The sequence below is a fragment of the Marinibacterium sp. SX1 genome, from assembly GCF_050389775.1.
Classification (GTDB): domain Bacteria; phylum Pseudomonadota; class Alphaproteobacteria; order Rhodobacterales; family Rhodobacteraceae; genus Marinibacterium.
Map to the genome: position 1 here is coordinate 2,713,853 of NZ_CP177144.1, position 21,879 is coordinate 2,735,731.

Sequence of the window (21,879 nt, forward strand, 5' to 3'; positions counted from 1 at the left end):
CGGCCCGGACAGACGGCATATCGCCAAACAGCCCAGACAGCGGGCCCATCGCGAAACACCCCGGCCAGACGTCACACCATGACAAGGCCCATCCCCATAGCCCCGGCGCGACAGATCCCGCGCCGGGGCTATATGGCCATCCGCTCAGCCGCCGATCTTCAGCAACAGCTTGCCGGCCATGCGCCGCGAAGCCAGCGCGGCGAACATCTCGTCGACCTGGTCCATCCCGTAGACCCCTTCGACCGGCACGCGGATCTGCCCCGACCGGATGCCGTCGACCACGGCCGTCACGCCTTCGGCCCAGCTGTCGGTCGAATGATCCAGGTGGCCCAGGTGCATCCGCGTGAAGGTCAGCGACTTGCGCACCAGCCGCTCCCAGAGATTGTCCCAGGGCTTGCCCTCGGCCTCGCCATAGCTGACCACGTGACCCAGCGGGCGGATGGCATCAAAGCTCCGGTCGAGGATCGACGCCCCGGTGCTGTCGATCACCTTGTCGACCCCGCGCCCGCCGGTGGCTTCCAGCGCCACGGCCACGAAATCCTCGGTCTCGCGGTTGACCACGATATCGGCGCCGTACTCCAGCGCCCGGGCTTCCTTGCCGGCCGTGCCCACCGTGCCGATGACATGCGCCCCGGCCAGCTTGGCCAGCTGGGTCAGGTACAGCCCGACACCCCCGCCGATGGCATGGATCAGCACCCAGTCGCCCGGCCGCGTATCGGCCACGCCATGCAGCAGGTTCCAGGCCGTCACGCCCTGGATCGGATAGGCCGCGCCCAGTTCCAGCGACATGTCGGCGGGCAGGGGCATCAACCAGTCCTCGGGCACGACACAGACCTCGGCAAAGGCTCCGGCCTCTTCGACAAAGACGGCCACCCGGTCGCCGGGCGCCACGCTGGTCACGCCCGGGCCCACGGCGCGCACATGACCCGAGGCCTCGACCCCGGGCACCAGGGGATAGCCGCGCGGATGGGGGTAGATGCCCGTGCGCATCATCAGGTCGGCAAAGTTCAGCCCGGCAAAGGCCACGTCGACGCTGACCTGGCCCGGTCCGGGTTCGGGCACCGGCCGGTCGTCGATGATCGTCGATCCCGGCGCACCGTCGGGGCTTGTGAACACAACCGCTTTCATCTGGGCATTCTCCTGTCGTCAGTCCGCCCCGGCAGGTGTTGCCCGGGCGGAGGCCACCCTAGCCATGGAGCAGGCAGAGGCGAGGGGCGCCGGGATCGGGGCGGCGCCGGGGGTGGCGCAATGCCCGATTGTCGGGCGGTGGACCGGGCGCTGCCCATTCGCTGGCCGGTGGGTGCGTGGCGGGGCATGGCCGGTCGGGCGGGCAGGGTGGCGGGGGCATGGCTGGTCGGGCGGGCAGGTTGACGGCCTACTCGTCTGTACAATCGGCCCGGCGCCGCTCATTCGCCAGCCGGTGGGTATGCGGCGCGAGCATCTCCGGTCCCGGGCAGGGTGGCGGCCCGCTTCGTTTTGCGGTGGGGCGGGCAGTGCACGGTCGTTGGCCGGCGGATGCGCGACGGGCGCGTGGTCGCTCCGGCGGGCGGGCGGCGGCCCTCTCGCCTGTGCAACGGGCGTGGTGCTGCTCATTCGCCAGCCGGGGGGTATGCGGCGCGGGCATCTTCGGTCCCGGGCAGGTTGGCGGCCCTTCCGCGAACCAGATAGTGATGCCCGGATGCCAAAGCCCACCCAGGTCGCCGATGCCGGGGCTCAGGTGTCTGTGCTTAGTAACCGCGGTCCAGATGCAGGGGCGCTGTGACCTGTGACCATTTACCGGTTCGCAGAGTCTGATACCTTCCAAAGCCGGGATGCCGGGGCTCGGATACCTGTCCCCAGCAAACAGCGCCCAAACCATACTTCCCAGCGCCCGGAACCCGGACCTCAGATCACGCCCTGTTGCAGGGTTTCGACCAGCTCGACCAGGCGCGGGCCGAAATCCGATTGCAGCTGGTCGGGGCTGACATGGATGGCCGGCCCGCCGATGGAAAAGGCCAGCTGCGGGCTGGTCGCATTGCCCGGCCGGAAGGGCACGCCCACGGAATTCACCCCGGGCAGCCAATCGCCGTAATTGGTGCAGAACCCCTGGTTCTCCAGCTGGTCGACGGCCCGCAGGATATCACCCTCGCGCCGGCCGGCCTCCTGGGCCGGGAAATGCTGGTGGATGCTGTCGAGGATGGCCGCGCGTTCGTCTTCGGGGCAGCCCGCCACATAGGCCCGGCCCATGGCCGTGCGGGCCAGCGACACCCGAGAGCCCACGTCCAGCTGCAGTGACACGACCGAGCGCGACCGCGCCGTGGCCAGGTAGATCATGGTGAAATCGATGCGCCCGCCCAGCCCGACCTGAACGCCCTGGCCGCACTCCTCGGCCAGCTGCTGCATGTAGCCCTGGGCCATGGCCCGGATCGGCTGGCCCGACAGGCAGGCATACCCCAGGCTGAGCACCGGCACGCCCATGCGGTAGCGGCCCGTCGCCCGGTCATACAACAGATATCCCGATTGCAGCAGGGTATAGGTCAGGCGCGACAGGGTCGATGTCGGCATGCCCGTGCGTTCGGACAATTCGCGGTTGCTCAGCCCGGCATGGTCGTCGGGCCGGAAGGCGCGCAGGATGTCCAGCCCGCGATCCAGTGCCGTGACGAACTGGCGGTCCTGGACAGCGGTGTCCCCTTCGGCCCCGGCGTTTGCCGTAAGCTTGCGTTTTCTCATTCTAGTGCCTCTTTTCCTGACGCCCGAGCGCAGGCATCCGGACTTGAACGAATTTCTAGGAAAATTCCGTTGGCGCTGTCATGACTCAAGTTGTGTCAGTCAACAAGTTGACTCGCGGATGTGATTATTTCTTGGTTAACGCCCGCCTGATGATCCCTTGTTCGCCGGGAATTCGGGCACGGCCGGCACGATGATGCGCCGGCGCACGCGGGCCGGGAGTGCACCGGGCGGCGCGGGCCGGGGCCGTTCAGCCGATCTGCACCGGTGGATCGGCCCGGCCGGCAATCCCCGGCGCCCCCCGGTAGAGCCGGCCCTGGGCCGCATCGGGCGCCGTGATGCCTTCGCAGGCCGTGGTGACATACAGCGTACCAAGATCCGGCCCGCCGAAGACCGGGCAGGTGGTGTTGTGCCCGGCGATGGCCAGGGCGCGATCGAACCGGCCGTCGGGCAGGTAACGGGCCACGCGCCCGGCGCCCCATTGGGCATTCCACAGCGCCCCCTCGGCATCGGTGACCGACCCGTCCGGAAAGAGCCCTTCGGCGCGCAGGTCGATATGCACCCGGTCCGGCCCCTCGGGCCAGCCCTCGGCATCCAGCGGCTGGCAGCGGATCATCTGTGTCTGCGTGTCGGCCCAGTAGGCCAGCCGCCCGTCGGGTGAGAAACAGATCGAATTGGGGATGGTGATCCCGTCATGCAGTCGCCGCAGCGCGCCGCGATACAGCCGATAGATCGCGCCGGCCCCGGGCTCGGCCGCCTTGCCCATGGTGCCGATCCAGAACCCGCCCATCGGATCGGTGCGCCCGTCGTTCGACCGGGTCACGCGATTGTCGGCCTCAAGCGGGTGGATCAGCACGCGGGTGCCGGTGACCAGGTCGAAGCGGTAGAACCCGGTCTCGGACACGATCAGCAGCCGGTCGCGGTCGATCCAGCCGGCAGCCGAGGTGCATTCGCCCATGGGCCAGTGGCGGGGCTGGTCGCCTTCGATCGTGTGCAGCCGGTGGCCGGTGATGTCGAACCAGAAGAGCTGCCCGCGTTCCGGATGCCAGAACGGCCCTTCGCCCAGCTCGCAGACCCGGTCGTCGCAGGCCGTTGCGGGGGCGCTCATGCCACGGCCGCGTCGTAGCGCGCGACCAGGTCGACCGCGCGGGCGGCCACGTCGGCCGGGCCCATGCCGGGGGCGTAAAGCTCGCTGCCGATGCCAAAGCCGTTGGCCCCGGCGGCGATCCATTCGGCCAGGTTGTCCGGCCCGGCGCCGCCGACGGCCAGCACCTCGGTCTCGGGCGGGAGCACGGCGCGGATGGCCTTCAGCCCGGCCGGGCCGACCAGCGATCCGGGAAAGAACTTCAGCCCGTCGGCCCCGGCGCGCAGGGCGGCGAAACATTCGGTCGGGGTCATCACGCCGGGAAAGGACAGCATGCCGGCGGCCTTGGTGGCCCGGATGACATCGGCATTGCAATCGGGCGACACGATCAGCCGCCCGCCGGCATCGCGCACGGCCTGCACGTCTTCGGGCGACAGCACCGTGCCCGCGCCGATCAGCGCGACCTCGCCATAGCCACGGGCCAGCCGGGCCACGGAATCCAGCGGGTCGGGCGAATTGAGCGGCACCTCGATCCGGGTGATGCCGCTGTCGACCAGCACGCCGGCAATGGCCTCGACCTCGTCCGGCCGGACGCCGCGCAGGATGGCTACGATGTTGCGCATGTTCTTCCACTCCCCCTTGGTTGGCAAAGTCTTACCCGTGGGCGGGCAGGGGCACAAATCTGAAAACCCGCAGGGCATATGCCGAAGCGGTCATGTCACGGGCGGGGGTGAGGGCGCGTGAATGGGGCGGTGGCAATCCGTGGATGCATCGTGAGACGCAGGGCGAGGGGAGAAAGGAATGGGCGGCGCGAAAGCACGAGGCGAGACGCTGGGCGGGCGGGCAAGGTCAGAAGCCGAGCGAAGGAAACAGGGCGAGAGGCGGTGCGAGAGGGCTCGGCAAGACGCGGGGCCAGGGCTGGGGGCGAGCGGGCAAGGCGGCCCGGCACCGCCGCGAGGCCGGGGGTGACATCTGCGTGACAACAGGCCCTTGGTCGGCCTTCCACCTGCACAAGCGCGGAGCCATGGTCTAGGCTGGACCTCGGCGGCCCGGGGAGAGGAGACCCGCGCTGCCCGCGGCCCGGCGGGCTGCGACCGCGGGAATGGCAGGAGGAGCCGGACCATGCAGACAACACGACGGCGCACGCTGGCGCTTGGCGCGGCGGCCGGGCTGGGCGCGCTGATGCCGGGGGTGGGCCGGGCCGACCCGGCCGTTCAGGCGCTGATCGACGGTTTTGCCCGGGGCCGGGGCTTGGCCATCGGAGGCATCACGCTGACCCTGCCGGACGTGGCCGAGAACGGCTTTACCGTGCCCATCTCCGTCGCGGCGCCGGGCGCCACCGAGATCCTGCTGATCGCACCGGGCAACCCGGTGCCCGCGCTCTGCACCTTCCGGTTCGGCACCGCCGCGCCGGGCGGCCGGGCAGCGACCCGCGTGCGGCTGGCGCGCAGCCAGGAGGTCATCGCCCTGGCCCGGTTCGGCGACGGGCGGGTGGCCCGGGTGTCGCGCCCGGTCGAGGTGACCGTCGGCGGCTGCGGGGCCTGAGCCATGGCCGCCGGTGTGAAACCCAGGGTCAAGATGCCCGAACGCGCGGCGGCGGGGGCGGTGATCACCATCCGCACGCTGATCTCGCATCGCATGGAATCGGGCCAGCGCCGCGATGCCGAGGGCCGGCTGGTGCCCCGGTCGATCATCCATCGCTTCCGGGTGGTCTTTGTCGGCGCCGACGGGGGCGTCCGGCCGGTGATCGACATCGACATGGGGCCGGGCATCTCGACCAATCCCTATTTTGAATTCGACACGCCGCTGCCCGGCACGGGGCGGTTCAGCTTTACCTGGTACGACGATGACGGCGCGGTATATGCGCTGGACCGCGATGTGCAGGCCGAGTGACACCCTGGGCCTGCCGGTGGTGCCGTTGCTGCTGGCGCTGTTGGCGGGGCAGGTGGCGGCGGGTGGTACGGGCGCGCCCGGGGATGCGGCCGGGGTCGTTGTCTCGGGCACGGTCAGCGGCACCGCGGAGGGCGACGCCGAATACGGCGCCTGGCTGGCGGGCGAATGCCTGGCCTGCCACGGGGCGCGGGGCGCGGGCGGGGCGGCGATCCCGGCGATCGCCGGCCGTGCGCCAAAGGATTTCGTGGCGGCGATGCAGGCCTATCGCACCGGGGCGCGCGACCATGCGGTGATGGCCATGGTGGCCGGGCGGCTGGACGACGCGCAGATCGCCGCGCTGGCCGCCTATTTTGCCGGGCTGGAGCAGGGTCATGTAGGGGGCGACTAGAGGGCGACAGCCAGGGGGACCGAGGGCTTGGCGGGTGGGGCGGTGGCCATGAAGGGCTGAGACCTCGGCCGGGTCGGACGAGGGCCATGGTGGCGGAACCAAGCGACCGGCGGATTGGGCGAGGGCCATGGCGGCAACACCAGGTGCCTGGCGGATTGGGTGGGGGGCATGGCAGGCAGGATCGAGGTCAAGGCGGTCCGAAATGGGCCGTGCCGGGCAGAACGACGGCCACAAAACACGGGACGAGACGGCCCTGACAGGGCCGGGCAAGGAACAAGGGGGAGGGGCGCAGATGGGCCTGAACAGACGGAATTTCCTGGGCCGGGGCATCGGCGCCGGGCTGGGCATCGCGGCGCTGGCCGCGCCGATGGTCGCCGCGCAGGGCCGGCCGCGGGTCATTGTCGTGGGCGGCGGGGCCGGCGGGGCCAGCGTGGCGCGCCACCTGGCCCAGGACAGCGACGGCGCAATCGACATCATCCTGATCGAACCGACCCGCAGCTATTACACCTGTTTCTTTTCCAACCTCTACCTCGGCGGCCTGCGCGAGATGGCCACGCTGGCCCATGGCTACGGCCGGCTGGCCGCGGATTACGGCATCAACGTCGTGCACGACTGGGTCGTGGGCGTCGACCGTGACCGGCTCGAGGTGGCGTTGGCCGGGGGCGGGCGGCTGGGCTACGACCGGCTGGTGCTGAGCCCGGGCATCGATTTCATCGACGGCGCCCTGCCGGGCTGGTCGGTGGCCGCGCAGAACCGCATGCCCCATGCCTACAAGGCCGGATCCCAGACCGAGCTGCTGCGCGCCCAGGTCGATGCCATGCGCCCGGGTGGCACCTTTGCCCTGGTCGCCCCGCCCAATCCCTATCGCTGCCCGCCGGGGCCGTATGAACGGGTGTCGATGATCGCCCGTCGCCTGCGGGCGACCAACCCCACGGCGCGCATCCTGATCGTCGATCCCAAGGACAGCTTTTCCAAGCAGGCGCTGTTCGAGGAAGGCTGGCAGGCCCATTACCCCGGCATGATCGAACGCATCGGCCCGGATTTCGGGGCCGACCGCATCGAGCTGCGGCCCGAGCGCATGGAAATCGTGATCGACGGCATGGTCGAGGCGGTCGATGTCTGCAATGCCATCCCGCCGATGAAGGCCGGGCGGATCTGCGACCTGGCCGGGGTCAGCGAGGGCTACTGGGCGCCGGTCGTGCCGGCCACGATGCAGGCCCGGGCCGATCCGGCGATCCATGTGCTGGGCGACGCGGCGCTGCAGGGCGACATGCCGAAATCGGCCTTTTCGGCCAATTCCCAGGCGCGGGTCGCGGCGATGGCCATCCGGGCGGCGCTGACCGGGGCGCGGGCCTTTCCGCCGCGGTTCACCAATACCTGCTGGTCGCTGATCGATGCCGAGGACGGGGTCAAGGTCGGCGCGACCTACGAGGCGACCGAAGACAGGATCGCCCGGGTCGACGGCTTTGTCAGCCAGCCCGGCGAACCGGCCGCCCTGCGCCGGGCGACCTACCGTGAAAGCCTGGACTGGTATGCCGCGATCACCCGCGACATGTTCGGCTGACGCCATCCAATGTTCGGCCGACGCCGCCCGGGCGGCGGTCAGATCGCGGCGCTGAAGCTCTGCTCGCCGGAGCGTGTCTCGCCCAGGCGGGCGGCCATGATGCGCACCAGCGGGCGGGCCCAGGTCTCGATCCGCAGCATCTGGCCGTCAAAGCGCAGGGCATCGGGGAATTCACCGGCCAGGGCGGCCAGCCAGCCCGCGGCCTCGGTTTCTGCGGCCGTGTCGCCGGCCGTGTCGAGATCGCTCAGCCGCACGGCATGGTAGCACATCAGCTGTTCGATGACCCGGGCGCGCAGGTGGTCTTCGGGCGTCAGGGCGATCCCGCGCGAGGCGGCCGACCGGGCCTGGCCGATGGCCAGCTGGTAGAGCGCCGTGGCCGGCTGGTTCTGGGCATAGCCCTGCGGATAGCGCGAGATGGCCGAAGCCCCCAGCCCGATCAGCCAGGGCGTGCGGTCGTCGGTATAGCCCTGGAAATTGCGCCCCAGCCGGCGTTCGACCAGCGCCCGGGACAGGGCATCGTCGGGCCGGGCGAAATGGTCGATGCCGATCTGCATGTATCCCGCGCCCAGCAACCGCTTGCGGGCATGTTCAAAGAGGGCATAGCGCGCCTCGGGCCCGGGCAGGGCATCGACGGGAATGACCATCTGGCGCTTGGACATCCAGGGCACATGGGCATAGCCGTACAGCGCCAGCCGCCCGGGGCCCAGGTCGAGCACGCTGTCGATGGTCCGGTCGAGGCTGTCGCGGGTCTGGAAGGGCAGGCCGTAGAGCAGGTCGAAATTGACCTGGTGCACGCCCAGTTCGCGCAGCATGGCCACGGCGGTGCGGGTGGCCTCGACGGTCTGGATGCGCCCGATGGCCTGTTGCACGCGCGGATCGAAATCCTGCACGCCCAGGCTGGCCCGGTTCAGCCCGTAGCGCACCAGCAGTTCCAGCCGGGCGCGGTCGATTTCCACCGGGTCGATCTCGACCGAGAATTCATCGCGGTCGCCCAGGCCGAAGGTTTCGTGCAGCCGGCCCAGCAGGCGGTCCATCAGCCCGGTCGGCAGGATCGTCGGCGTCCCTCCGCCCAGGTGCAGCCGGGCCACGCGCAGGCTTTCGGGCAGCTGCGCCCGCACCAGCGCCATTTCGTCGCGCACCACGTTGACATACCGTTCGAGCGGCATGTCGGTCTTGGTGCCCTGTGTCCGGCAGGCGCAGAACCAGCAGAGCCGGCGGCAGAACGGGACATGGACATAAAGGGAAATATCGGCGCCCGGCGGCACCTCGGCCATCCAGGTGGCGACCGTCTCTCCGGTCACGTCGTCGGCAAAGCGGTTGGCCGGAGGATAGCTTGTAAAACGCGGAACTTTCGCGTTAAACAGGCCATGGCGGCGCAGGCGGGCATGAAGCTGTGTCATGGATCGGAGCCTACTCCGGGCGAGCAACGCCGCATTGATGCAGATCAACCCGGGCCCTTCCGCAAATGGCAATCGCCTCAGCCACTCTTCCCGAATGTTCCGAATGCCCGATCCGCCACCGGGCGGTCTGTGCCCGCTGCGAGCCCGACGAGCTTGAAGCGCTGAACCGGGTCAAGTTCTACCGGACCTACCACGCCGGCCAGACCATCGCGATCCGTGGCGAGCCGCTGGAAACCGTGGCCTCGATCGTGCGCGGGACGGCCACGCTGACCCGGTCCATCGAAGACGGGCGCACCCAGCTGGTGGGCCTGTTGCTGCCGTCCGATTTCATCGGCCGGCCCGGCCGGGCCGAGGCGCAATACGACATCACCGCGGTGTCGGAACTGACGCTGTGCTGTTTCCACCGCCGGCCCTTCGAAGAGCTGCTGACCGAGATGCCGCATGTGCGCGAACGGCTGCTGGAAATGGCGCTCGACGAGCTGGACGCGGCGCGCGACTGGATGCTGCTGCTGGGGCGCAAGACCGCGCGGGAACGCATCGCCAGCCTGCTGGCGCTGATCGTCAAGCGGTCGATCCGGCCCGATGGCGGGGTGCTGGGCGACAAGGGCCGGGTCGAGCTGCCGATCACGCGCGAGACCATGGCCAATTACCTGGGCCTGACCATCGAGACGGTCAGCCGCCAGCTGACCCGCCTGCGCAAGGACGGGATCATCCAGCTCGACGGCAAGCGCACCATCCTGATTCCCGATTTCGGCGCCCTTCTGGCCGAAACCGGCGATGATGACGATGGCGGTTTCATCTTCTGACCATTGATCCGGCCCGACCGGGGCCGGCGCCCTGCCGCATGTTGCGGCAGACGTAGCAAGATTTCGCTCATCGCGGGTTTTCCTGCCCCTGGGCCGCGATCACGCGCCCGGCACGTCCTGCATTGACCCTGCGGCACCCGAACGCCCCCGACAGCCCCCAGGAGCCGCGCCCGGATGCGCCCGGGCCTTGCCCCGCAGGGCTGCGCGGCGCGGAAATCTGTCCCGCAAATGCACCGGGCTGTTATGCTCGTGGGAGCTTCTTGATGTAAATCAAGGTTGATCGAAGCTGAAGGCCGCAAGACGGGGTCACGAACGCGTGCACGGTCAACACCGCCCGTGCGCCCAAGCTACGGGAACAGCTATGTGGGAAGTACTCAAAATCGTCGTGCCGGGGCTGGTTGCGCTCCTGGCGGCCATCGCCGCCAACTGGGGCCACGACCTGGCCTACCAGGTGCATGCGCTGCTGATCATGCTGATCGCCGGCGGCATGTGCCTCTATTCGATCCGCAATGCCGGTGAGCCGAAGATCGATGTGCCCTCGCCAACCGGATACATGGATGATGTCGTCCGCGCCGGGGTCATCGCCACTGCCTTCTGGGGGGTGGTCGGCTTTCTGGCCGGGGTGTTCATCGCCCTTCAGCTGGCCTTCCCGGGGCTGAACTTCGACTGGGGTCAGCCCTTTACCAATTTCGGCCGGCTGCGGCCGCTGCACACCAGCGCCGTGATCTTCGCCTTTGGCGGCAACGCCCTGATCATGTCGTCGTTCTACATCGTCCAGCGCACGTCCGGCGCGCGGCTCTTCGGCGGCAACCTGGGCTGGTTCGTCTTCTGGGGCTATCAGCTGTTCATCGTGCTGGCCGCCACCGGCTACCTGCTGGGTGCGACGCAATCCAAGGAATATGCCGAGCCGGAATGGTATGTCGACATCTGGCTGACCATCGTCTGGGTGGCCTTCCTGGTGGCCTTCCTGGGCACGATCATCAAGCGCAAGGAACGCCATATCTACGTGGCCAACTGGTTCCTGCTGAGCTTCATCATCACCGTGGCGATGCTGCATATCGTCAACAACCTCAGCATTCCGGTGTCGATCTTCGGATCGAAATCCGTGCAGGTCTTTTCGGGCGTGCAGGATGCCATGACCCAATGGTGGTACGGCCACAACGCCGTGGGCTTCTTCCTGACGGCCGGCTTCCTGGGCATGATGTACTACTTCGTGCCGAAACAGGCCGAACGTCCGGTCTATTCCTACAAACTGTCGATCATCCACTTCTGGGCGCTGATCTTCCTCTATATCTGGGCCGGTCCGCACCACCTGCATTACACCGCGCTGCCCGACTGGGCCTCGACCCTGGGCATGGTGTTCTCGATCATGCTGTGGATGCCCTCCTGGGGGGGCATGATCAACGGCCTGATGACCCTGCAGGGGGCCTGGGACAAGCTGCGCACCGACCCGATCATGCGCATGCTGGTGATCAGCCTGGCCTTCTACGGCATGTCGACCTTTGAAGGCCCGATGATGTCGATCCGCGCGGTCAACTCGCTGAGCCATTACACCGACTGGACCATCGGTCACGTCCATTCCGGCGCGCTTGGCTGGAACGGCATGATCACCTTCGGCGCGCTCTACTTCCTGACGCCGCGCCTGTGGGGCCGCGAGGGCATGTATTCCAACGCCGCCATCAACTGGCACTTCTGGCTCGCCACCGTCGGCATCGTGCTCTACGCCGCCTCGATGTGGGTGACCGGCATCATGGAAGGCCTGATGTGGCGTGAAGTCGATGCCCAGGGCTTCCTGGTCAACAGCTTCGCCGACACCGTCAGCGCCAAGTTCCCGATGTACGTGGTCCGGGCGCTCGGCGGGGTGATGTACCTGACCGGCGCGCTGATCATGGCCTGGAACATGTGGATGACCATCCGGGGCAAGGCCCCGGCCAAGGCCGCTGTCGCGACGCCGGCCGAGTGAGGACGAACCCATGAGCGATACCAACATGACACCCGAAACCGCTCCGAAGAAATCCGGTTTCCTCAACAAGCACGCGATCCTGGAACGCAGCCCGACGCTTTTGTTCGTCTTCTCGTTCCTCGTTGTCACCATCGGCGGCATCGTCGAGATCGCGCCGCTGTTCTGGCTGGAAAACACCATCGAGGAGGTCGAAGGCGTGCGGCCCTATTCGCCGCTCGAATTGCAGGGACGCGACATCTACATCCGCGAGGGCTGCTATGTCTGCCACAGCCAGATGATCCGCCCGATGCGCGACGAGGTCGAGCGTTACGGCCATTACTCGCTGGCGGCCGAGTCGATGTATGACCACCCGTTCCAATGGGGATCCAAGCGCACCGGGCCCGACCTGGCCCGGGTGGGCGGCCGGTATTCCGATGCCTGGCACGTGGATCACCTGGTCGACCCGCAATCGGTGGTGCCCGAAAGCGTGATGCCCAAGTACGAATTCCTTCTGCACACGCCGCTGGACTACACCCATGTCGAGGACCTGCTGAAGACCCACCGCATGGTCGGCGTGCCCTACAGCGACGAGATGATCGAGGCCGCCTCGGCCGATCTGCGCGCCCAGGCCGATCCCGACAGCGATTACGACGCGATGATGGAACGCTATCCCGGGGCCGTGGTGTCGAATTTCGACGACCAGCCCGGGGTGACCGAGATGGATGCGCTCATCGCCTATCTGCAGGTGCTCGGCACGATGGTCGATTTCTCGACCTTCAACGCCGACGCCAGCCGCTGAGGAGGACAGACAATGGATACCTATTCCATCTTCCGGCAATTCGCGGACAGCTGGATGCTGCTGGCGATGACCCTGTTCTTCGTCGGCGTGATCCTCTGGGTCTTTCGGCCCGGCGCGACCAAGCAATACCGCGATACGGCCAGTATCGTCCTGCGCGACGACAAGCCCGGGCACCGTGACAGCGGTGCCGACCAGCCAGAGATCAAGAAAACGGAGACCGCGTGATGGCTGACAAGGTGACAAGGGACGAGGCCACGGGCGTCGACACGACCGGCCATGAATGGGACGGCATCCGCGAGCTCAACAACCCGCTGCCGCGCTGGTGGCTGTGGATCTTCTACGCCACGATCGTCTACGCGCTGATCTACACCATAGCCTACCCGGCCTGGCCGATGGTCAACCGGGCGACGGGCGGTCTGCTGGGCTATTCGACCCGGGGCGAGGTGGCCGCCGAGATCGAGCGGGTCGAGGCGCAGAACGCCGAGGTCTCGGCCGAGCTGGCCGCCGCCGACCTGACGACGCTGGATCCGGCCAGCCCGGCCTTCCACTATGGCATGGCCGGCGGGGCGGCGGTGTTCCGGGCCAATTGCTCGCAGTGCCACGGGGCCGGGGCGGCCGGGGCCAAGGGCTATCCCAACCTGCTCGACGATGACTGGCTCTGGGGCGGCGACCTGGCGGCGATCGAATACACCGTGCGCCACGGCATCCGCAACGAGACCGATTTCGACGCGCGCTATTCGGAAATGCCGGCCTTCGGAGAGATGCTCGAAGACGAAGAGATCGCCAGCGTGGTCGAACACGTGCTGGCCATCTCCGGGTCCGATCACGACGCGGACCTGGCCGAAGCGGGGGCGGTGGTCTTTGCCGACAATTGCGCCTCGTGCCACGGCGATGCGGGGACCGGCGACCGCGAACAGGGCGCGCCCAACCTGACGGATGCGATCTGGCTCTATGGCGGCGACCGCGAGACAGTGACCGAAACGGTGACCAATTCGCGCTACGGCGTCATGCCGCCCTGGGCCCCGCGCCTGAGCGAAGCCGAGATCAAGGCCGTCACGCTCTATGTCCATGGCCTGGGCGGCGGCGAGGCCACCCCGGCGCAATAGGCCATAAACGGCCGCCACCCCGGGCGGGTTCGCCGGCCGGGATCCGTGGTCCGACAGGGAGACGAGGGAACGGACACCGGGGGCACACCGGGCAACTGGATCGGGGGTTCCGGATTGCAATCGGGGACGCAGATCCCCGCACCGCAACCGGGGCAGCATCCCGGCGCGGCAACCGGGGTCCAACCTCCGGGCCGCATCCGGGGGCAGCCCCGCACAAGCTTCGGGAGCGCCGGTTCGTCCGGCGCTCCCGTCCGGCGTTCTGCCGGCCGGCCCGGGGGGACCGGCGCCACGTGGTGACGACCTGCACGCGGGCAGGGCCATCACGTTGTCGTGACATCCCCGTGGCTGGCCGGACCGACGCCCCGGCCGATCCCCTTGCCCTGCTGGCCCCGGCGGCCGGCAAGGCCGGGGGCGCGGCCAGGGCGGACATATTCCGATTGACCTATGTCAAGGCCGGGTCATGCCCGCGCCGCTAGATCCTGGCAGCACGAAACACAAGGCCACCAGTCCGATGAGCAACAGCGCGCCCGAAAGCCTCTATGCCGCGCGGGAACCGATCTTCCCGCGCCGGGTCTCCGGCAAGTTCCGCAATCTCAAGTGGTGGATCATGGCCATTACCCTGGGCATCTACTACCTGACCCCCTGGATCCGCTGGGACCGGGGGCCGAACCTGCCCGACCAGGCCGTGCTGATGGACCTGGGCGGCCGGCGGTTCTATTTCTTCTGGATCGAGATCTGGCCCCACGAGTTCTACTTTGTCGCCGGCCTGCTGATCATGGCCGGGCTGGGCCTGTTCCTCTTCACCTCCGCGCTCGGCCGGGTCTGGTGCGGATATACCTGCCCGCAGACCGTCTGGACCGACCTCTTCATCCTGGTCGAACGCTGGATCGAAGGCGACCGCAACGCCCGTGTGCGCCTGTGGCGCTCGGGCTGGACGGCGAAGAAGCTGCGCCTGCGCATCACCAAGTTTGCGGCCTGGTTCCTGATCGCCCTGGCCACGGGCGGGGCCTGGGTCTTTTACTTTGCCGATGCGCCGACCCTGGCCGGACAACTCGCGACCTTTACCGCCCCGCCGGTGGCCTGGTCGACGATCCTGATCCTGACCTTCTGCACCTTTGTCTTTGGCGGGTTCATGCGCGAACAGGTCTGCATCTACATGTGCCCCTGGCCGCGCATCCAGGCCGCGATGATGGACCCCGACACGCTGACCGTGGCCTATCGCGACTGGCGCGGCGAGCCGCGGGGCAAGCACCGCAAGGCGCAGGGATCCGAACAGCTGGGCGATTGCATCGATTGCATGGCCTGCGTCAACGTCTGCCCCATGGGCATCGACATCCGCGACGGCCAGCAGATGGAATGCATCACCTGTGCCCTGTGCATCGACGCCTGCGACGATGTCATGGCCAAGGTCGGCAAGGACCGGGGCCTGATCGATTACCTGGCCCTGTCCGACCAGCCCCGCGAGGAAGCCGGCGAGAAACCCCGCCCGGTCTGGCAGCATATCTTCCGCACCCGCACGATCATCTACACCGCGCTGTGGTCGCTGGTCGGCGTGGGCCTTGTCTGGGCGCTGTTCATCCGCTCGGATATCGACGTCAACGTCACGCCCATCCGCAACCCGATCTATGTCACCATGTCCGACGGCTCGATCCGCAATTCCTACGACATGCGCCTGCGCAACAAGAACGGCGACGACCGGCCGTTCCGCATCCATGCCGAGGGCGATCCGGCCCTGCGGGTCTCGCTCGAAGGCACGGTTTATGAGAGTGTGATCGTGCCGGCCAATCAGACCATGACCCAGCGGGTCTATGTCATGGCCCCGCGCGATGCCGCGCCGTCGGCCGGCGACCACACCGACATCCGGTTCTGGGTCGAGGACCTGGTGTCGGGCGAACGGGTCCACCTGGACACGATCTTCAATGGAAGGGACGACCAATGAGCGATTTCACCCTGACCGGCCGCCACGTGGCTTTGATCTTCTGCGGGGCCTTCACGGTGATCATCGGGGTCAACATTGCCCTGGCTGTGAATGCCGTGCGCACCTTTCCCGGGCTGGAGACCAAGAATTCCTACGTGGCCAGCCAGAGCTTTGACGCCGACCGCGCCGCGCAGGAGGCCCTGGGCTGGGAGGCCAGCGCCGGGTTCGAGGACGATTACCTCGTGCTGCGCTTCGACAGCGCGGCCGGGCCGGTACAGCCGGTGATCACCCGGGCCGTGCTGGGCCGGGCGACGATTGCCAGCCAGGACCGCACGCCGGTCTTTGCCTGGGATGGCACGGGCTATGTCGCCCATGTGCCCGACCTTGACGACGGCAAGTGGGATCTGCGGCTGGAGGCCCGGGCCGAGGATGGCACGCTGTTCCGCCGCCGCTTCGAGATGGAACACAGGCCATGAGCGTTGCCGCCTGTCCGGCCTGTGTCGCGGCCGGTCCCGCGGCCGAAAGCGCGGGGCAGGGGGCGGGCCAGCCGACCCATCACCTGGTGCTGCCCCAGATCCATTGCGCGGCCTGCATCCGTTCGGTCGAGGACGTGCTGGCCCGCCAGCCGGGCATCACCGGCGCGCGGGTCAACCTGACCCTGAAACGGGCAGCCGTCACGGCCGAGCCGGGGGCCGATCCCACGCCCTGGATCGAGGCGCTGTCGGCGGCCGGGTTCGAGGCCCACGAGGCCCGCGACATGGCCGGGCCCGACGATGGCGCCCGGATGATGATCGTGCGGCTGGGCGTGGCCGGCTTTGCCATGATGAACGTCATGCTGCTGTCGGTGGCGGTCTGGTCGGGCGCGTCGGACGCCACCCGCGACATGTTCCACTGGATCAGCGCGGCGATTGCCCTGCCGGCGGCCCTGTTCGCCGCCCAGCCGTTCTTTGCCAATGCCTGGGGCGCGTTGCGCGGCGGGCGGCTGAACATGGACGTGCCGATCGCCCTGGCCATCCTGCTGGCCTGTGGCATGTCGCTTTACGAAACCGCCCGCAGCGGGGCCCATGCCTATTTCGATGCCGCCCTGTCGCTGACCTTCTTCCTGCTGGCCGGCCGGGTGCTGGACCAGCGCATGCGCCGGGCCGCCCGGTCGGCCGCGCGCGACCTGGCCGCGCTGGAGCCGTCGCGGGTGATCCGCATCGAGGACGGCCGCCATGTCAGCCGCCCGGTCGGCGAGGTGGCCATCGGTGACCGGCTGTGGCTGGCCGCCGGGGCGCGGCTGCCGGTCGATGGCACGCTGGTCTCGCCCGGCGCCCAGGTCGACCGCTCGGCCATCACCGGCGAGAGCCTGCCGGTCCAGCGCGGCCGGGGTGCGGCGCTGTCGGCCGGCGAAGTCACCCTGACCGGCCCGATCGAGATCGCCGCCACCGCCGTGGGCGAGGACACCGCCCTGCGCCGCATGGCCCGGCTGGTCGAAATGGCCGAGAACGCCCGCAGCGCCTATACCGGCCTGGCCGACCGGGCCGCCCGGATCTATGCGCCGGCCGTGCACCTGATCGCCCTGGCGGCCTTCCTGGGCTGGGTCGCGCTGACCGGCGATCTGCGCCATGCGCTGAACGTGGCCATTGCCACGCTGATCATCACCTGTCCCTGCGCCCTGGGCCTGGCCGTGCCGGCGGTGGCCACGGCGGCGACGGGGCGGCTGTTCCGGCGCGGCTTGCTGGTCAAGTCCGACACGGCGCTGGAACGGCTGGCCGGGGTAGACCGCGTGGTCTTTGACAAGACCGGCACGCTGACCCGCACCGCGCTGACCCCGCCCGACGACCTGCCGCGCGATCTGCGCCCGGTGCTGCGCGCGTTGGCCTCGGCCTCGGATCACCCGCTGTCGCGCGGGCTGGCCGCCCGGTTGGCAGCCGAAGAGACCGCCGGGAGCGATGCCGGGCGCGACGCGGCCGGTCTCGTGCTGGACGATTTGGCCGAAGAGGCCGGGCAGGGCGTGCGCGCCCGCTGGCAGGGCGGCGAGGTGCGGCTGGGCCGGGCGCAATGGGCCGGGGCCGAGGGCCGGGACACCGTGTTCACGGCCCGGGGCCAAACCTGGCCGCTCTCGGCCCGCGAGACCCTGCTCGACGATGCCGCCGAGGCGCTGGCCGCGCTGCGCGCCCTGGACCTGCCGGTGTCCATCCTGACCGGCGACGACCCCGACAAGGCCCGGGCCATCGGCCGCCAGCTGGGCACCGACGACATCCGGGCCGGCATGACGCCCGAGGCCAAGCAGGCCCATGTCGCCGCGCTGCAGGCTGAGGGCCACCGGGTGCTGATGGTCGGCGACGGGCTGAACGACACGGCCGCCCTGGCCGCGGCCCATGCCTCGATCGCCCCGGGCACGGCGCTGGAGGCCTCGCGCAACGTGGCCGACATCGTGCTGGTCAACGGCCGGCTGACGGGCATCGCCCGGGCCATCGTCACCGCCCGGTCGGCCCGGGGGCGCATCCTGGAAAACTTTGCCATGGCCGCCTGCTACAATGCCGTGGCCATCCCCTTTGCCGTGCTGGGCTTTGCCACCCCGCTCTGGGCCGCGCTGGCCATGTCGGCCAGTTCGGTCACGGTGATCGTCAATGCCATGAGGGTCCGCTGAATGAACGTGCTTGTCATCCTCATCCCCGTTTCGCTGGCCCTGGGCGGGCTGGCCCTGGCCGGGTTCCTCTGGACCATCCGGTCGGACCAGTACGACGATCCCGACGGCGACGCCTGGCGCATCCTCAACGATGACGACTGACCCCGGCGGGGTGCCATGCGGTCCGGGCCGGCCCGGCCGGTGTCGCGCGGGCCGGGGCAAGCCCTTATTTCACGTTATGGCGTAAGACCTTTTGCCTAGGGACCGCTTTTCGGTCTATGGCTATGCTTCGGTATTGGCCGTGGGAGGAAGGCAGTTGAGGTCATGAGCCACGAAAAGACGTCGGAATGGGCCCTGATCATCGATGACCACCCTTTGTTTTGCGATGCGCTGGAACTGACCCTGCGGGCGGTGTCGCCGCTGCAGAACATCATGACCGCCGATTGCATGAGCGCCGCGATGGACACCATCGGCGCCCGGGCGAAACCCTCGCTTGTCGTGCTGGACCTGAACCTGCCCGATGTCAGCGGGCTGGACGGGCTGGTCAAGCTGAAGGCCGCCATCAATCCCTGCCCGGTGATCGTCGTGTCGTCGATGTGCGAAAACGCGATGATCTCGGCCGCCCTGCATGCCGGGGCCTCGGGGTTCGTGCCCAAGCACAGCCGCCGGGCGGTGTTCAAGGACGCCCTGCAGACCGTCGGGCGCAACGAGATCTACAAGCCCCCGGGCTATGTCGAAACGCCCGACATGGACGACAAGCTCGACATCGTCGAACGGCTGGCCTCGCTGACCCGCCAGCAGACCTGCATCCTTGAGCTGATCTGCGAAGGCAAGCTGAACAAGCAGATCGCCTACGAGTTGTCCATCGCCGAGACCACGGTCAAGGCCCATGTCACGGCGATCATGCGCAAGCTGGGCGTGCACAGCCGCACCCAGGCCGTGCTGGTGGCCCAGCAGGCCAAGTTTTCCAGCGTCTTGCCTGACAGCGACTAACGTACCATTGTGGTCCCCGGGGTGCCGGCCGGCGCAAGATCGGCCGCGCCCGAGGAGGACATTATGGATTTCGTCGACCCAAGCGATACGGTCGAGCGGCAGAACCAGAAACTGTCGCGGATCGTGGAAAGCCTGATCCGCCGGGTGGAACAGGCCAGCGCGCCGTCCGAGCTGGCCTATGCCCAGTTCGAACGCGCGGCCTATCTCGAAGCGCAGATGCTCCAGCAGACGCGCCACCTGGAACGCACGCTGGACCAGCTGTCGGAAAGCAAGGCCCAGCTGGGCGTGGCCAATGTCGCCGCGCGCACGGCCCGAGCGCATCTGTCCGAGGCCATCGAGGCGATTTCCGAGGGCTTTGCCCTGTTCGGCCCCGATGACCGGCTGATCCTGGCCAATTCGCGGTTCTGCGTGAACCTCAAGGATGTCATTCCCCACATCCGGCCCGGCCTGGCCTTTCGGCGCTACCTGGAACTGGTCAGCAAATCGGCCTTTCTCGATCTCGGCCACCGCCGGTCGCCGGCCGACTGGATGAACTGGCGGCTGGCCCTGCACGACAGCCAGGCCGCCAATTTCAACATCACCCTGATGGGCGAGCGATATTTCCAGACCTCGTCGCAGCGCACCGCCTCGGGTGGCACGGTGATCATGCATTCCGACGTCACCGACCTGATCCGGGTCGAACGCCAGGAACGCGACGCGCTGATGGACCGCCAGGCCATGCTGCTGCAGGCCACGCTGGATCATCTCGACCAGGGCGTGTGCATCTTCGGCGAGGACGGCCAGGCCGTGGGGCGCAACCGCCGGCTGATCGAATTGCTGCACCTGCCGCCGCAGCTGGCCGGGGCGCGGCTGAGCACCGATGTCATGCTCGACCACCTGGCCCGGACGATGACCTTTCCCATCGGCTTCGACGCGGCCGAGCTGGGCCATTGGATGCACAATGCCGCGCGCCAGCCGCCGATTGCCTTCGAGGTCAAGCAGGGCGGCCATACCTTCATGAAGATCTTCGGCCGCCACATCCCGTCCTGGGGCGTGGTCATGAGCTTTACCGATGTCACCGCCGAACGGCTGGCCAACAATGCCCTGCGCGATCTCAACGAACAGCTGGAACGGCGGGTCGAGGAACGGACCATGGCCCTGGGCGAGGCGCTGCGCGATGCCGAACGGGCGACGGCCTCGAAATCGCGCTTTGTCGCGGCGGCCAGCCATGACCTGATGCAGCCGCTCAGCTCGGCCAAGCTGTTCATCTCTTCGATCGTCGACAGTTCCGAGGACGAGACGGTGCTGAACGTGCTGGGCAAGGCCGAAACCTCGCTGGCCCATCTCGAACAGATCATCGAGGCGTTGATGGACATCTCCAAGCTGGATGCCGACAAGGTGGTCATGGACCGCCGGCCGATCCCGCTGGAAAACGTCTTTGGCATCCTGCGCGACCAGTTCGCGCCCCAGGCGGCGCAGAAGGGGCTGGCCCTGTCGGTCATGCCCTCGTCGCTGCTGGTGGAAAGCGATCCGGGCTACCTGCGCCGGATCCTTGAGAACCTGATCTCGAACGCCGTGCGCTATACCGACCGGGGCCGGGTGGTCGTCGGCGTGCGCCGGCGGGGCAACACCGCCCGGATCGAGGTCTGGGACACCGGCCGGGGCATGACCGGCGACGAGCGCCGGGTGATCTTCGAGGAATTCCGCAAGCTCGATCCCGGGTCCGGCCCGGCCCAGGGGCTGGGCCTGGGGCTGGCCATCGTCGAACGGGCCTGCGCCTCGCTGGACCATCCGCTCAAGGTCAGCTCGGAACCCGGAGTGGGCAGCTGTTTCTCGGTCTCGGTGCCGATCCTCGATGCCTTCTGGGGCTCGGAACGGGCGATGATCGCCGAAAGCCCCGAGCTGGGCGAGCCCGATTGCGACGGGGTGATCGTGCTGCTGGTGGAAAACGACCGCCAGCTGCGCCGGGCCCTGTCGATGCATATCGAAAGCTGGGGCGGGTTGGTGGTGCCGGCGGAATCGGCCGAGGATGCCGTCGAGCTGATGAACGACGCGGGCATCGTGCCCGACGCGCTGCTGATCGACTACCACCTGGGCGAAGGGCCCAACGGCATAGACCTCTATCACCGCATCGCCCGCCACCACGGACCCTGCGCCTGCCGCATCGTGACCGCCGACCGCTCGCGCGCCCTGCGCCGGTATTGTTCTGACAACGGGCTGGAAATCCTGGGCAAGCCGATCGACCGGACGCGGCTGCTGGACTTCCTGAACGAGGTCAGCGCCGGCAAACGGCTGAAGGCCGCGGGCTGACCCGGGGACGGTGCCTGTCCGACGGTCGTGTCTGGATATTTCAGAAGAGAAAGAAGCAGCATTTCCGGCTTCTTTCTCTTTCCAAATATCCGGCCGGACGCATCCGCAGCCGCGCGGTCTCAGACGAAGGTCGCAGGGGGACGCCCGGGTTTCTCAACTTCTGAGAGTCGTGAAGTAGACCGCGAAAAGCGGCGCATATTCGACTATGGTCCACTTACAGCGCATCCTGCGCGACCTTAACGTCAACGCCACTTGATCATTGGGAGGACAATATCATGGCTTGGACCAAACCGACTGCAACCTCGATCGCCTGCGGCATGGAAATCAACATGTACGGGCCGTCGGAAGACGAAGATCACGGCCTGTTCTGATCCGGA

At 68.2% G+C, this 21,879-nt stretch carries 21 protein-coding genes; 16 read left to right on the forward strand and 5 right to left on the reverse strand.

The features are described from left to right. Positions 1–144: 144 nt before the first annotated feature. The 4 genes from ACK3BB_RS12165 to ACK3BB_RS12180 all read right to left on the reverse strand — a co-directional run bounded on the left by ACK3BB_RS12165 (position 145) and on the right by ACK3BB_RS12180 (position 4,413). Positions 145–1,128, reverse strand: coding sequence for a quinone oxidoreductase family protein (locus ACK3BB_RS12165; RefSeq protein ID WP_428924910.1), 984 nt, complete (start codon positions 1,126–1,128; stop codon positions 145–147). 756 nt (positions 1,129–1,884) lie between these two features. Then, positions 1,885–2,709 carry an IclR family transcriptional regulator gene (locus ACK3BB_RS12170; protein WP_428924911.1) on the reverse strand — a complete coding sequence of 275 codons (825 nt, stop codon included), beginning with the start codon at positions 2,707–2,709 and terminating at the stop codon, positions 1,885–1,887. A 247-nt stretch (positions 2,710–2,956) separates the two neighbouring features. Further along, positions 2,957–3,814, reverse strand: coding sequence for an SMP-30/gluconolactonase/LRE family protein (locus ACK3BB_RS12175; protein ID WP_428924912.1), 858 nt, complete (start codon positions 3,812–3,814; stop codon positions 2,957–2,959). After that, entirely contained in the window at positions 3,811–4,413 is a 603-nt protein-coding gene (locus ACK3BB_RS12180; protein WP_428924913.1) for a 2-dehydro-3-deoxy-6-phosphogalactonate aldolase, read from the reverse strand. The genes ACK3BB_RS12175 and ACK3BB_RS12180 overlap by 4 nt, the downstream gene beginning before the upstream one ends. A 499-nt stretch (positions 4,414–4,912) precedes the next feature. On the opposite strand from ACK3BB_RS12180, the gene ACK3BB_RS12185 reads away from it, so the two are divergent. From ACK3BB_RS12185 to ACK3BB_RS12200, 4 genes are all read left to right on the forward strand, one after another. Further along, complete coding sequence (locus tag ACK3BB_RS12185; protein ID WP_428924914.1) at positions 4,913–5,335, forward strand: thiosulfate oxidation carrier protein SoxY; 423 nt, start codon at positions 4,913–4,915, stop codon at positions 5,333–5,335. A gap of 3 nt (positions 5,336–5,338) precedes the next feature. After that, entirely contained in the window at positions 5,339–5,683 is a 345-nt protein-coding gene (locus ACK3BB_RS12190; RefSeq protein WP_428924915.1) for a thiosulfate oxidation carrier complex protein SoxZ, read from the forward strand. Next, a complete protein-coding gene (locus ACK3BB_RS12195; RefSeq protein ID WP_428924916.1) occupies positions 5,667–6,071 on the forward strand; it encodes a c-type cytochrome in 405 nt (134 codons plus the stop codon). Before ACK3BB_RS12190 ends, ACK3BB_RS12195 begins: the two co-directional genes overlap by 17 nt. A gap of 292 nt (positions 6,072–6,363) precedes the next feature. Beyond that, positions 6,364–7,635, forward strand: coding sequence for an FCSD flavin-binding domain-containing protein (locus tag ACK3BB_RS12200; RefSeq protein WP_428924917.1), 1,272 nt, complete (start codon positions 6,364–6,366; stop codon positions 7,633–7,635). Positions 7,636–7,673: 38 nt separating this feature from the next. Here the strand turns inward: ACK3BB_RS12200 and hemN are convergent, their stop codons facing one another. Next, entirely contained in the window at positions 7,674–9,035 is a 1,362-nt protein-coding gene (hemN, locus tag ACK3BB_RS12205) for an oxygen-independent coproporphyrinogen III oxidase (protein WP_428924918.1), read from the reverse strand. 65 nt (positions 9,036–9,100) lie between these two features. Here hemN and fnrL point away from each other — a divergent pair, with 65 nt between their 5' ends. The 12 genes from fnrL (at position 9,101) to pqqA (ending at position 21,873) form a co-directional block, all read left to right on the forward strand. Continuing rightward, entirely contained in the window at positions 9,101–9,841 is a 741-nt protein-coding gene (fnrL, locus tag ACK3BB_RS12210) for a transcriptional regulator FnrL (RefSeq protein WP_428924919.1), read from the forward strand. Between the two features lie 361 nt (positions 9,842–10,202). Continuing rightward, a complete protein-coding gene (gene ccoN, locus ACK3BB_RS12215; protein ID WP_428924920.1) occupies positions 10,203–11,804 on the forward strand; it encodes a cytochrome-c oxidase, cbb3-type subunit I in 1,602 nt (533 codons plus the stop codon). A gap of 10 nt (positions 11,805–11,814) precedes the next feature. Continuing rightward, positions 11,815–12,582 carry a cytochrome-c oxidase, cbb3-type subunit II gene (ccoO, locus tag ACK3BB_RS12220; protein WP_428924921.1) on the forward strand — a complete coding sequence of 256 codons (768 nt, stop codon included), beginning with the start codon at positions 11,815–11,817 and terminating at the stop codon, positions 12,580–12,582. Between the two features lie 12 nt (positions 12,583–12,594). Beyond that, the gene (locus ACK3BB_RS12225; protein ID WP_428924922.1) at positions 12,595–12,807 is read left to right on the forward strand and encodes a cbb3-type cytochrome c oxidase subunit 3; all 213 of its coding nucleotides are present in this window, start codon (positions 12,595–12,597) and stop codon (positions 12,805–12,807) included. Next, positions 12,807–13,688: a cytochrome-c oxidase, cbb3-type subunit III gene (gene ccoP / locus ACK3BB_RS12230; protein WP_428924923.1), complete on the forward strand. Its 882-nt coding sequence runs from the start codon at positions 12,807–12,809 to the stop codon at positions 13,686–13,688. The genes ACK3BB_RS12225 and ccoP overlap by 1 nt, the downstream gene beginning before the upstream one ends. A 511-nt stretch (positions 13,689–14,199) precedes the next feature. Continuing rightward, positions 14,200–15,627, forward strand: coding sequence for a cytochrome c oxidase accessory protein CcoG (gene ccoG, locus ACK3BB_RS12235; RefSeq protein ID WP_428924924.1), 1,428 nt, complete (start codon positions 14,200–14,202; stop codon positions 15,625–15,627). Continuing rightward, entirely contained in the window at positions 15,624–16,082 is a 459-nt protein-coding gene (locus ACK3BB_RS12240; RefSeq protein WP_428924925.1) for a FixH family protein, read from the forward strand. Before ccoG ends, ACK3BB_RS12240 begins: the two co-directional genes overlap by 4 nt. Beyond that, positions 16,079–18,241: a heavy metal translocating P-type ATPase gene (locus tag ACK3BB_RS12245; RefSeq protein ID WP_428924926.1), complete on the forward strand. Its 2,163-nt coding sequence runs from the start codon at positions 16,079–16,081 to the stop codon at positions 18,239–18,241. The genes ACK3BB_RS12240 and ACK3BB_RS12245 overlap by 4 nt, the downstream gene beginning before the upstream one ends. Next, entirely contained in the window at positions 18,242–18,382 is a 141-nt protein-coding gene (gene ccoS, locus ACK3BB_RS12250; RefSeq protein ID WP_088648308.1) for a cbb3-type cytochrome oxidase assembly protein CcoS, read from the forward strand. It begins immediately after the preceding gene. 162 nt (positions 18,383–18,544) lie between these two features. Then, positions 18,545–19,213 carry a response regulator transcription factor gene (locus ACK3BB_RS12255; protein WP_428924927.1) on the forward strand — a complete coding sequence of 223 codons (669 nt, stop codon included), beginning with the start codon at positions 18,545–18,547 and terminating at the stop codon, positions 19,211–19,213. A 63-nt stretch (positions 19,214–19,276) separates the two neighbouring features. Further along, the gene (locus tag ACK3BB_RS12260) at positions 19,277–21,502 is read left to right on the forward strand and encodes a PAS-domain containing protein (RefSeq protein WP_428924928.1); all 2,226 of its coding nucleotides are present in this window, start codon (positions 19,277–19,279) and stop codon (positions 21,500–21,502) included. A gap of 275 nt (positions 21,503–21,777) precedes the next feature. Further along, entirely contained in the window at positions 21,778–21,873 is a 96-nt protein-coding gene (gene pqqA, locus ACK3BB_RS12265; protein ID WP_428924929.1) for a pyrroloquinoline quinone precursor peptide PqqA, read from the forward strand. Positions 21,874–21,879 lie beyond the last annotated feature (6 nt).